This window comes from Pseudomonas sp. SDO52101_S400, from assembly GCF_054071635.1.
In genome coordinates, this window is the sequence record NZ_JBSVWF010000006.1 from 146886 (window position 1) to 159000 (window position 12115).

General features: G+C 59.8%; 8 protein-coding genes. 4 read left to right on the forward strand and 4 right to left on the reverse strand.

Annotated features, from left to right (window positions below):
• The first annotated feature begins 33 nt into the window (after nt 1–33).
• Both ACW9HX_RS04750 and ACW9HX_RS04755 read left to right on the forward strand, forming a co-directional pair.
• Nucleotides 34–519: a glutathione peroxidase gene (locus ACW9HX_RS04750; protein WP_085730592.1), complete on the forward strand. Its 486-nt coding sequence runs from the start codon at nt 34–36 to the stop codon at nt 517–519.
• On the forward strand, nt 516–977 hold the full coding sequence (locus tag ACW9HX_RS04755; RefSeq protein ID WP_457379681.1) for a MarR family winged helix-turn-helix transcriptional regulator: 462 nt from the start codon (nt 516–518) through the stop codon (nt 975–977). Before ACW9HX_RS04750 ends, ACW9HX_RS04755 begins: the two co-directional genes overlap by 4 nt.
• Here the strand turns inward: ACW9HX_RS04755 and ACW9HX_RS04760 are convergent.
• Nucleotides 961–3282, reverse strand: a complete 2322-nt coding sequence (locus tag ACW9HX_RS04760; protein WP_457379682.1) for a response regulator — start codon at nt 3280–3282, stop codon at nt 961–963. The two genes, ACW9HX_RS04755 and ACW9HX_RS04760, sit on opposite strands and share 17 nt — an antisense overlap.
• A 166-nt stretch (nt 3283–3448) precedes the next feature.
• Here ACW9HX_RS04760 and ACW9HX_RS04765 point away from each other — a divergent pair, with 166 nt between their 5' ends.
• Together ACW9HX_RS04765 and ACW9HX_RS04770 are read left to right on the forward strand one after the other, a co-directional pair.
• Nucleotides 3449–4339, forward strand: coding sequence for an ATP-binding protein (locus ACW9HX_RS04765; protein ID WP_457379683.1), 891 nt, complete (start codon nt 3449–3451; stop codon nt 4337–4339).
• Nucleotides 4336–4818 carry a GAF domain-containing protein gene (locus ACW9HX_RS04770; protein ID WP_457379684.1) on the forward strand — a complete coding sequence of 161 codons (483 nt, stop codon included), beginning with the start codon at nt 4336–4338 and terminating at the stop codon, nt 4816–4818. The genes ACW9HX_RS04765 and ACW9HX_RS04770 overlap by 4 nt, the downstream gene beginning before the upstream one ends.
• Here ACW9HX_RS04770 and ACW9HX_RS04775 read toward each other — a convergent pair whose 3' ends face one another.
• Genes ACW9HX_RS04775 through ACW9HX_RS04785 form a run of 3 tightly spaced genes read right to left on the reverse strand, consistent with a single transcriptional unit; the run spans nt 4819 to nt 12092 of the window.
• Complete coding sequence (locus ACW9HX_RS04775; RefSeq protein ID WP_457379685.1) at nt 4819–7764, reverse strand: HD domain-containing phosphohydrolase; 2946 nt, start codon at nt 7762–7764, stop codon at nt 4819–4821. It lies immediately after the preceding gene.
• Nucleotides 7765–7812: 48 nt separating this feature from the next.
• On the reverse strand, nt 7813–11457 hold the full coding sequence (locus tag ACW9HX_RS04780) for a transporter substrate-binding domain-containing protein (RefSeq protein ID WP_457379686.1): 3645 nt from the start codon (nt 11455–11457) through the stop codon (nt 7813–7815).
• An 8-nt stretch (nt 11458–11465) separates the two neighbouring features.
• Entirely contained in the window at nt 11466–12092 is a 627-nt protein-coding gene (locus ACW9HX_RS04785) for a response regulator (RefSeq protein WP_457379687.1), read from the reverse strand.
• Between the last annotated feature and the right edge of the window lie 23 nt (nt 12093–12115).

The following is a 12115-nucleotide window of genomic DNA, read 5'->3' on the forward strand; positions in this document are numbered from 1 at the left end:
TTTACAGCTTCTCAACTTTCCAGAGTGCGCACCATGAGCGATAACCTGCTGACCATCCCGTGCACCACCATCAAGGGTGAGCAAAAGACCCTGGCCGATTTCGCCGGCAAAGCGGTGCTGGTGGTCAACACTGCCAGCAAGTGCGGTTTCACCCCGCAATACAAAGGCCTTGAAGAGCTGTGGCAGACCTACAAGGATCAGGGGCTGGTGGTGCTGGGCTTTCCGTGCAACCAGTTCGGCAAGCAGGAACCCGGCAACGAAGGTGCGATCAGCGAGTTCTGCGAACTCAATTACGGCGTCAGCTTCCCGCTGTTCAAGAAGATTGAAGTCAACGGTAACGGTGCGCATCCCCTGTTCGTGCAGTTGAAAAAGCGCGCCCCGGGTGTGTTGGGTTCCCAGGGTATCAAGTGGAACTTCACCAAATTCCTGATCGGCAAGGATGGCCAGTTGGTCAAGCGTTTCGCCCCTGCCACCAAGCCGCAGGATCTGAGCCGCGAGATCGAAGCCCTGCTCAAATGAACGATCTGTCAGCCGATGCGTTGAAGCTCGACAGTCAGTTGTGCTTCAAGCTGTATGCCGCGTCACGGGCGGTGATTCGCGCCTACAAGCCGATGCTCGATCAGCTCGGCCTGACCTATCCGCAATACCTGGCGATGCTGGTGTTGTGGGAATGGCAGGAAGCGGCGCCGGAGCAACCGACCGTCAAGGCGCTGGGTGAGCGTCTGGCGTTGGACTCCGGCACGCTGACCCCGCTGCTCAAGCGCCTGGAGCAACTGCAACTGGTGCAGCGTCAGCGCTCGGCGCGGGACGAACGTGAGGTTCATCTGAGCCTCACGTCGCAGGGCCAGGGGCTGCGTGAACAGGTCGGGCCGTTGAAGGATCGGCTGTTGTGCGACAGCGGCGTGGACCTGGATCGGCTCAACGAGCTGCGCACCGGGCTTGACCACCTGTTGGGTCAAATCAAAGCGCTGTCGTAGTCGGTATCCACTGATCCAGCAGCGCTGCCAGTTCTTCGCGGCGGAACGGTTTGGCCAGGTAGTCGCTCATGCCCGCCGCCCGGCAGCGTTCCCGTTCCTCGGACATGGCGTTGGCCGTCAACGCCACGATCGGCAAGTGCGGCCAGCGGCCACTCTGACGAATCTGTCGGCTTGCTTCGTAACCGTCCATCACTGGCATGTTGCAGTCCATCAACACCAGATCGAACTCATGGTGTTCCAGTTGATCCAGTGCTTCTGCGCCATGGGCCGCCACCACGACCTCACAACCGAGTTTGCCGAGCATGCCCTTGGCCACCAGTTGGTTGACCGGGTTGTCCTCCACCAGTAGCACCCGCCCGCGACGCTGGGAGGGCAAGCTCTCAAGCCGCGTGCGGTCAATGGTGGTGATGTCCGGTTGCAGCGTTCTGCGCAGATTTTGATACAGCGCGTTGCGTGCCAGGGGACGAGCCTGCTGTTGTAGCGGGGCAAGCGCCGCAGCTTCTTCGCCCGGCAGGAAGCTGCCGTAGGCAGTCACCAGCAGAATCGGTGCGGTCATGGTCGGCCGCAGGCCGAACAGACATTCGGGGCAATCGGTGATGATGATGTCCGGTGACGGGCCGAGAAGTGACGCTTCAATCGTGCGTTGTTCGTATGACAGGCCCCAGACCGGCAGCAGACTTCCCAGCAGCTCTGACAGGCCGCTGGCAGCCGTGGTGATGGCGAGCACGCTGCCTTGCAACTGCGCCGGAATGACCGCGCGGGTGTGGCAGGGCAGCGGCAGTTCGGCACAGAACTGACTGCCGAAACCGACTTCTGAGCTGATCGTCAGGCGCCCCTGCATGGCCTCGCACAGGTTGTAGGTCAAGGCCAGGCCCAGCCCGGTGCCGCCGTATTGGCGGGTGATACCGGCCCCGGCCTGGGTGAACGGCTGGAAAATCTTCACCTGGGCTTCCTGGGCAATACCGATGCCGGTATCGCAGACCTCGATGCGCACGCCATCCTTCCAGGTCGACAAACGCACATCGACCCGGCCGAAGCGGGTGAACTTCAGTGCGTTGGACAGCAGGTTGCTGACGATCTGCCTGACTCGTGTCGGGTCTCCGAGCACCAGCGCCGGAAAGTGCGGATCGATCAGACACGTCAGCTCGACACTTGGCGCCGCGTTCTGCGACAGCAGGTTGGCGGTGTCTTCGATCAGCGAACCTAGGTCGAATGGGATGTGTTCGAGTTCCAGTTGCCCGGCATCGAATTTCGACAGGTCGAGAATATCGTTGAGCAACTCCACCAGCACCTTGCCCGAGTCGTGGGCAATGGACAGTTGTTGCTGTTGTTCGCCATTGAGCGGGCCGTCGAGGGACAACGCGATCATGCCCAGCAGGCCGTTGAGCGGGGTGCGGATCTCGTGGCTCATGTTGGCCAGGAACGCCGAGCGCGCTTCGGCCATGTCGAGTGCGGTGCGGCGGGCGACTTCCAGTTCCTCGTTGGACTGGCTGAGACGTGCGTTGATGGCTTTGAGTTCGGCAGTACGCGCCGAAACGATGTCTTCGAGCTGAGCGAGGTAGTCGGTAAGGCGGTTTTCGGCGGTACGCCGTTGCTGGATTTCCGTGGCGATGTTCTCGAACTGCTGGTTGGCGACCTTCACCAGCACGCCGATCTCGTCGTTGGCGTGTCCGCTCGGACATTCCAGGGTGGTTGGCTCGGCACTGCGTGGGTCGCGTCCACTGAGTTCGCGGATCACCCGGACCAGCGGCTTGGTCAGCATCACGTAGAACAGCGCCAGCAGGATGCCGGTCAGGATCAGGCTGCGTGCAAACCCGTTGAGCAGCGTGACCTCGGCCCGGCGCAGGAATCGGCTGCCGAAGGCATAGGTGTCAACTTCCAGGCTCAGGGTGCCGAGGGATTCGTTGGGCAGGTGGTCGAGATAGAGCCGGTCTTCGAACTCGCGTTTGGCGCCGAACAGGAAGTCGCTGATCAACCGATAGCCGCTTTGCAGCTCCGGGCGCTTCACGCTGGCCAGTACCGTCTGATTGTTGTCGGTCAGTTGTACGGAAATGATGGCCGGCGAGCGCAGCAGGCCCATCGTGAGTTCCTGGGCCAGTTCGGCATCGATGTTATAGGCGATACGCGAGGCCGGGTTATGGCTGATTTCCAGCAAAGACAGGATTTCACGGTTGATGGAGGCGTCTTCACTGGCATAATCGATGCCGATTTGCAGCAGGCTGAGCAGCGTGCCCAGAATGAACCCGACCAGCACGGTGAGCCGTGCCTGTTTGTACGACAGCCGGTGGGTGAATTTGATATCCATGGGGTGTTGAACCACTTCCGTTTCCCTTCGCTGCTCAAGCATAGTCGATCATGTATGGATACCGTGGTTCCCGAATCGCCTTGTAACAAGGGCCGGGGCGGCTGTCGAACGCTATCGGTCGTCGCTGTATCGCCATCATTACTGTGAACCAGCCCGAGGAGAAGACGTGGATTCCCGATTGAATGCTTTTCTTGAGCGCGCCGAGTCGGTTCTGGCGCGGATCGAACCGTTGCTGCCGGCGCCACGCCCGGTCATCGACTGGGGCACTTGCCTGGCCGCACGCTGGCAGCGTGACGGTCGCAGCGGGTATCTGCTGCCGCTGGACGTCAGCCTCGACATGCGCCTGTCGGACTTGATCGGTGTCGATCGGCAACTGGAGCAACTGGGCCGAAATACCCAACAGTTCCTCGACGGCATGCCGGCCAACCATGCGTTGCTCTGGGGTTCACGCGGTACCGGTAAATCCTCGCTGGTGCGGGCGCTGCTGGCCGAACACGCCAAGGACGGCCTGCGTCTGATCGAGATCGAGCGCGATCACCTGGCCGACCTGCCACGGGTGGTGGAGCAGATCGCCAAGCTGCCGCAGCGCTTTGTGCTGTTCTGCGATGATCTGTCGTTCGAGTCCGGTGAAGGCGACTATCGCGTGCTGAAAAGCGTGCTGGACGGCTCGCTCGAACAGGCGCCGGACAACGTGTTGCTTTACGCCACCTCCAACCGTCGCCATCTGGTGCCGGAAAAGGAAAGCGACAACGAAAACTGGAAGCGCGTCGATGGCGAACTGCATCCGAGCGAGGCGGTGGAAGACAAGATCGCGCTGTCGGACCGTTTCGGTCTGTGGTTGTCCTTTTATCCGTTTACCCAGGAACATTTCCTCAACGTCGTCGAGCACTGGATCGGGCAGTTGGCCGCCAAGGCCGGCCTGAGCTGGCAGCGCGACGAACAACTGGACATTCTCGCCGTGCGCTGGGCGACCGGCCGTGGCAACCGCAACGGACGTTGCGCGTACCAATTCGCCCGTTATTGGGTGGGACTGAAATTGCTGGAGCACAAGGCATGATTGATTTGCAACAGAGCGGCCAGGGCCTCGAAGGCTATGGCATGTTGGCCGCACAACTGGAGTCGCTGCTGGCGGACGAGCGTGATTTTATCGCTAATGCCGCGCAGTTTTCGGCGTTCCTGTTCAACCAGCTCGATGATCTGAACTGGGCTGGTTTTTACCTCAATCGCAATGAAGAGCTGGTGCTCGGCCCATTCCAGGGCCAGATCGCTTGCGTTCGCATTCCGTTCGGTCGTGGTGTGTGTGGCGCGGCAGCCGCCAGCCTGCAGACACAACGGGTCGAAGACGTTCACGCGTTTCCCGGCCACATCGCTTGTGACAGTGCGTCGAACAGTGAACTGGTGGTGCCGCTGGTCAAGGACGGTCGTCTGATCGGTGTGCTCGACCTCGACAGCCCGAAGCTTTCGCGTTTCGGCACAGAAGATCAGGCGGGTATCGAACGACTGGCGGCGATCTTCCTGCGCCTGACCGACTGCTGATCACGACGCAAGACCCGCCTTGCGCAGCACGCCGGCGGGGTCGACCGCATCGATCTGTTGCGGGTCGAGGAAACGGCTGGCGTATTGCAGGTAAAGTCCTTCGCGAATGAACAGGCCGAACAGCTCGGCATCGATATGTGCCTCGCGGCACATGGTGGCCATGATTCCCAGCGCCTCGCTGAGGGGCTTGGCCTTTTTGTAGGGGCGGTCGGCGGCGGTCAGTGCTTCGAAGATGTCGGCAATCGCCATCATCCGCGCCGGCAGGCTCATTTCCTCGCGTTTCAAGCGTTTCGGGTAACCGGTACCGTCCATCTTTTCGTGATGGCCGCCGGCAATCTCCGCCACGTTGTTCAGATGCCCGGGGAAGGGCAGATGACTGAGCATCAGGATCGTCTGCACCATGTGGTGGTTGATGATGTAACGCTCTTCGCGAGTCAGGGTGCCGCGGGGAATGCTCAGGTTGTACAGCTCGCCACGGTTGTATTTGTAGCGCGGGACGTCGAGTTTGAATCCCCAGGGGTTGTCTTCCGGAATCAGCTCGCTGTCGGCGCGTTCGAGCAGGTGTTCGGGCTTGTCGGCCAGCAGTTTCTCGCTGACCGGAAGGATGGGCGCCGACGTGCGAGCCTGGCGGCGGTTTTCTTCCCAGGACACACCCAGACGATCATCCAGCGTGCGTGTCCAGGTGCGCTGCGCAATGCCTTCAAGACGCTCAAGATCGGCGTCGGCCATGGCCTCACTGCCCAGATTGCAACGGGCGACAAAACTGAAATCTTCATCCAGCGCCGTCAGCGTTGCATCGCGCAGGCTGGCCAGTTGTCGTTCGTCGCCACCCAATGCCAGGGCTTGCCAGTAGTTGATCCAGGCATCGCGCTTGAGGACTTCGAACCGAGTGCGGATTTCATGGATGCGATCGTTCAGGGTTTCCAGTTTGGTGGCTTTGTCGACGACATACTCCGGCGTCGTGACTTTGCCGCAGTCGTGCAGCCACGCGGCGATGTGCAAGGCTTCCCATTCGTCCTCACTGGGCTGGTAGTCGCTGAAGGCCGGGGCTTCGCTGGCCGCTGCGGCGTGGGCGAGCATCAGGGTCAGTTCCGGCACGCGTTGGCAATGTCCGCCGGTATAAGGGCTCTTGGCATCGATGGCGCCAGCGAGCAGTTGAATGAACGCATCCAGCAGCTGTTTCTGCCGGGCTTGCAGACGCTGGCTTTCGATACTCACCGCTGCCGCGCCGGACACCGCTTGCAGGAAGGCGATGCGGTCGGGCCGCAGCTTCTCCAGGTCGGCCGGGGTGCCACTGTCACTGATCAGCAGCACCAGCAGGCCGATTGTGTCGTTGTGTCGGTTGTGCAGGCGGATTCCGATCAGGTGTACGCGAGGCGTGTCCATGGCCAGCAGTACTTTTTGCAAGTCGGCAGCCTGTTCGAAGCCGAAGCTGCTCACCACGCTGTCGGTCTTCGCCAGCTGCTCAAACCAGTCGGGGCCCTGTGTGGCGCCAAGGTTGTGTCCCTGAATATCGAAGGCAGCCAGCGTCTGTGAGGTGCCATCGACCACCAGCCCGTAAGGCTCCATATGGTTGCCATCATTTTCACGCAGGTAGATCAGACCCGCCTGGGCCTGGGCAATTTGTACCGTCTCGAACAACACCCGTTGCAGCAGCGGGGCGAAGCGGGTTTCGGCGGTCAGGCTGTCGGTGATGCGAAAGAAGCTGGCCAGAGTGTCCTTCATCCGCGCCATCGACAGGCTCAACTGGTCGACTTCCAGCACCGGCGAACGACGGGTCACGGGAAAATTGAAATCGAAACTGCGGATGGCGTCGGCTTCCTTGACCAGTGCATGCAGCGGCTTGACCAGAATCCGTGAGATCAGCCAGCCCAGCGGCAGGCACAGCAACAGGGTGGCGAGGGTGATCAACGCACCTTGCCAGCGCATGCGATAGGCATCGACCAGTAACTCGTCTTCCGGCACCAGCAAGGCCATCTGCAAACCTTTCGGGCCACCTTCCTGCAGGCTGCTGCGGGCGACGATCCAGCGTCGTCCGTCAGCTTTCAGGCGTTTGCCCTGATGATCGGCAGACAACAGGGCATGCAGGCTCGGGCTCAGGTCGGCCGCCTTGGCCAGGCGCGCGGTACGGTCATCGACGATCAGCCGGCGGCTGTCGGGATACGCCACGGCGTTGCCTTCGGCATCGAAGAGGACGATCTCTGTCGCTGGTGTCACAACGTGTTTGGTCAGGGTCGCCGATAGTGCGTCGAGGGTCAGGTCGGCGGCGATCACTGCGTGTTCACCGCTGCGCCGGGCGAGGGTGGTGCCGACATTGCGGGTGGAAAAGAACACGTAGGGTTCGGTGGTGATCTGCTCGTTTTTTTGTTGTGCGCCGGTGTACCAGGCGCGGCTGCGCGGGTCGTAGATATCGTCCGGATTGTCGTGTCGGCTGACTGGTGACAATGCCGGATCAAAGAACAGCGTTTGCGATCTGGCACTGCCATCGGCGTCATGTTCGATGCTCCAGACCTGATACGCCGCTGCGTCCGGGGCTTTCAGCAAGGTTTTCAATGACGCGGTGCGCAAGGGGCGCACCATGAAGAAATCACCGTTGTCGTAACCCAGATACAACGAGGCCAGGTCCGGGTTGTCCGCCAGTGACTGGCTGAACGGCTTGAGCAGCGTCAGGCGTTGTTCAAGGGTTGAGGACTGAGTCCCGGGGCTGTCTGCGAGCAGGCTTAACAGGTGCCGGATCGGTGCATAGGTCGATTGCAGGTCGACGCGTACATCCTGTTCGATGCGTTCGAACAGTTTTTCGCTGCTCGACAGAATGATCTGGGTGGTCTGCCGGTAGTTGAACAGTCCCAGCACGACCCCGGTGAGCAGCAGCAGAAAGGTGAACATGACGCTGATGTGCACGTGCAAAGGAAACCGGCGTTGATCCGGGCGCAGTGGGCTGGGCATTGCGGACTCTCCGTGTTGGTAAACACACTGCTCAGCGCCCAAGCATAGTTAAGGCCCGGTCATTCTGCTCTGATCGGTCAGCGTCAGTTGTTGTTCCAGTGCCTTCTCCAGTTCAAGGATGGCGAAATTGCTCGCCTTGCAGCGGCGTTTGATTTCGTCCTCCGGCAACGCTTGCAGGCAGGCTTGTTCCAGTGCGTCGCAACTGTCGATCAGGCGTGACGCCTGGGCAATGCGAGCGGCGCCTTTGATCTTGTGCGCGATCTCGGCCAGTGCCTGTTGATCCCGACCCGGGGACAAGGCCAGCAAGTCCTGACGGTCAAGCCGACTGCTGTTGAGCAGTTCGCTCAACAGTCGCTGGGTCTGAGCGGGATTTCCCCCTGTCAGGGAGTGCAGCCCCTGCAGGTTGAACGCAGGTGCATGGCGCGCCGGCTGGACGCTGTCGACCCATTGGCTCAAGACACTCAGGCTCAGGGGTTTGAACAGGCATTCGTTCATGCCGGCCTGCTTGCAGCGAAGCACCTCTTCCGGTTGTGCATTGGCGGTAAACCCCAGCACGGTACAGGTCGGACGCTGTGTGAGTTTCTCGTGGCGACGGATCGCACGTGTCAGTTCATAGCCGTTCATGACGGGCATGTTGCAATCGGCGATGACCAGATCGAATGCGCCGTTTTTCCATAGTTCCAGTGCGCTCTGGCCTTCTTCGGCGATGCTGAAGTGATGCCCCAGGAACTCGAGTTGCTGGCACATCAGCAGGCGATTGGCCGGATGATCGTCAACTACCAGAACGTTCAAGGGCGTGAGGGCGGTCTGGATCTGTGGTTCGTATTTCTGGCTTGTCACTTCAGCGGGCAGGATTGCCAGTGGCAACGACACACTCACCTGTGTACCGACCCCTGGCTGGCTACTCAATTGCAGTTGCCCTCCCATCATTTCGCACAGGCTACGGCTGATGACCAGTCCGAGCCCTGCGCCACTGATTGCCCGATCCTTGCCATGGCAGGCCTGGGCGAAAGGTTCGAACAGTCGCAGCTGATCCTCGGCGGAGATGCCGATGCCGCTGTCCTGAACCGTCAGTTGCATCCGCGAGCAATCGGGAACATCGCTGGCCAGCAGTTCCAGCGTGATCCTGATCTGACCTTTTTCGGTGAATTTGATGGCATTGCTGATCAGGTTCGACAGCACCTGCTTGAAGCGCAAGGGGTCCAGATGTACGTCGACGTTCAGCTCGGGAGGTGAGACGCTCAACACCATGGCCAGACGTTTCTGCCGGGCCAGGCCCTCGAAGATCCGGACCGCCGAGGCGACGGTATCGATGAGGTTGACCCGCTCGGGGCTCAGGCTCAGGCGCCCGGACTCGATCCGGGCGATATCCAGAATGTCGCCGATCAGCCCCAGCAGATCCTTGGCTGAACTGTAGGCGGTTTCGATGCTGGAGCGGTCAGGGTGTACCTTGTCCATGCGCTTGAGGGTCAGTTCGAGCATGCCGATGACCGCGTTCATCGGCGTACGTATTTCGTGACTCATGGTTGCCAGGAAAGTGCTTTTGGCCCGATTGGCGTCATCCGCCTGTTCCTTGGCGGCACGAAGTTCGTCGAGCAGTTCGTGACGTTCACTGATGTCGATCCAGCCGCCGATGATCCCCTGGACATCGCCGCTGGAGTCGCGGTAAGGCAGGATCCAGTGATAGATCGTCAGACGTCGGTTGCCGATTTGCAACGGACGGTCAAGCACCAGCGGCAGGCCTTCGGTCACCACCCGCTGGTAGTCGGCCTGAAAGGCGCGTGCTTCGAAGGCATTGTTAAGGGCCCCTTCCATCACACTCTTGCCAATGACGTCTTCGCGCCGTGCATTGAAGGCTTCGAGGTAACTGTCGTTACAACTTTGCAACAGACCCTGTCGATCTCGCACATAGATCGGGTGGGGTGTGCCATTGACCAGCGAACGCATGAATTCCAATTGATCGCTCAAGGCGCGTTCGGCTGATTGGCGCTGTTTGATCTGGCGGCGCATATAGGCATTCCAGAGCATCGACAGCAGCAATAGCAGGCTCGCGCCCCCGATCACCTGATAGAAAAGACGTCGGTATTGATGCCAGGTGCCTTGCGAAAGGCTGGAGTACCCCCGCCAGCGACCATTGATGATGCCCAGTTCTTCGGGCGTTATGCTCATCAGAGTCTTGTCGATGATCGAGCCCAGTTCCGTGTTGTCCCGGGCCGTTGCCAGGGAAAAGGCTGCCTGCCGCGTGCCGATGGTGGTGGTGATCTGCAAGGGCTGTTCGAAAATGTGTGAGGCGATGAAATAGTTGGCGATCACCAGCGAGTTCACCGCGCCCTCGACCTGACCTTCGTCGAGCAGTGCCACGGCACTGAAGGTGTCCGGGGTTTCGATCAACTGGATGCGCGGAAACTCGCGGCGCAGGTATTCGATCATCGGGTTGCCCTGGGCGATGGCCAGGCGCTTGCGCTTGAGCTGACCCAGGTGTGTTGGACTGTCGGCAGCCTTGCGGGTCAGCAGGACATAGGAGTTTTCAAGGTAGGGGCGGCTGAACTTCAGGGTTTCCTCGCGTTGTGCGGTCGGCAACAGGGCGGCGATCAGGTCGGCCTGATGGTTTTCGATTTGCTTGATCATTTCGGCGTCGCTGCGGCTGCGGCGGACTTCGAAGCGCAGGCCGGTGCGCAGGCGGATGAGTTCGAGCAGGTCGGCGCTGATGCCGCGAAAGTTGCCATCGGTGTCAAAGAAACTCAGGGGAGCAAACGCCTCGTTGACGACCACGCTCACCACCGGGTGTTTTTTCAGCCATTGTTCTTCGCGATGGGTCAGTTGCAGTTTCTGATCGGTCAGCAAGGTATCGCTGCCGGCACTCCAGCGTTTGGCGATGTTTTCCCGCTCGCTGCCCGGAACTGCCTTGAGCACGCTATTGATGATGCCCAGCAGTTGAGGATTGTCACGGCGCACGGCGAAGCTGAAACCGTGGGCTTCGTGCTTGCCGAAATTGGCCATGCGGATGTTGTTCAGATAACCCTTGCTGATCATGTAGTGGGTGGAAATGGTGTCGCCGAGAAACACGTCTGCCTGATCGAAAGCGACCGCATTGATCGCGTTCTGGTAAGACGGATAGGACGTGATGAGGGCCTTGGGATACAGGGCCTTGACCTCGTCCAGTGGCAGATAGTGATACAGCATGCTCAGCCGCAAGCCGGCCAGGCCATCGCTCAGTGACCGGGTTTCTCCCATGCGGGTAACCAATACCGGTTGATCGATAGCGTAAGGGCTGGACAGTACGATGTTGGCGTTTTCAGCTTCCAGCCCGTTGGACGTGCCGAGCATGTCGATGCTGCCATCGATCAATGCCCGTATGGCGGCGTCTCGCGTGGCAAAGCGCCTGACCTTGACCGGCAGGCCGGTTGCCTGGCCAATGAGGCCGGCGTAATCGGCCGTGAAGCCTTCGTATTCGCGGCCGCTGGCGGTCATGTCAAAAGGTGGATAGTCGGGAGCGGATGTGCCCAGAATCAACTTGTTGCGACTGTGCAACCAGTCCCGCTGCGAATGTTCAAGCAAGACTGGCAGCAACGTGTCGGACGAACGACTGAGCAGGGCCAGGTCTTGTGAGAGGACGGGCGCGGCTGTTACTTGAGTACTTAACGCAAGGCATGCACTCAATACAATCAGACAACTTTTCAAGCAACTGGGCATCTTGGCTCTCACACGAGTGCGTTACGTTTGGCCATTTCAATAAGTTCTACAAGGGATTTGGCTTTGAGTTTCTGCATCAGGCGTTTTTTATATGTGCTTACGGTTTTGTTGCTGAGGAACATGCCTTTTGCAATTTCCTTGTTTGTGCGGCCTTGAGCAAATAGTTGCAATACCATTAATTCCCGGTCGTTGACGGCTTTGAAAAGTTCCAGTTCTGTGTAGCGCACATCATCGCTGCGAACCGGGTTCAAGGCCTGGCTGGGAAAGTAGTTGTAACCGGAAAGTACAGCCTTGATCGCACTGACCAGTTCGCTGAGTTCTTCCTGTTTGCAGACATACCCCGACGCGCCGGACTGCATGCAGCGAATACCGAACAATGTCGGGCACTGTGCGGTGAGTACCAATGTCTTGAACGGGGAGCTCATGGCATTGAAGCGGGCAAGTACTTCCAGGCCGTCCAGCTTCGGAATGCTGATGTCGAGGATGATCAGGTCAGGTGCGCATTCGCGAACCATTTGCATGGCATCGACCCCGTTATCGGACTCACCGACGACCTTGTAGCCTTCATGTTCCAGTAGCATTCGAACGGCAAGACGGATAACCGGGTGATCATCGACGATAAAAACGGAGTTCATAATAAAGTCCCATGCGAGCGCGG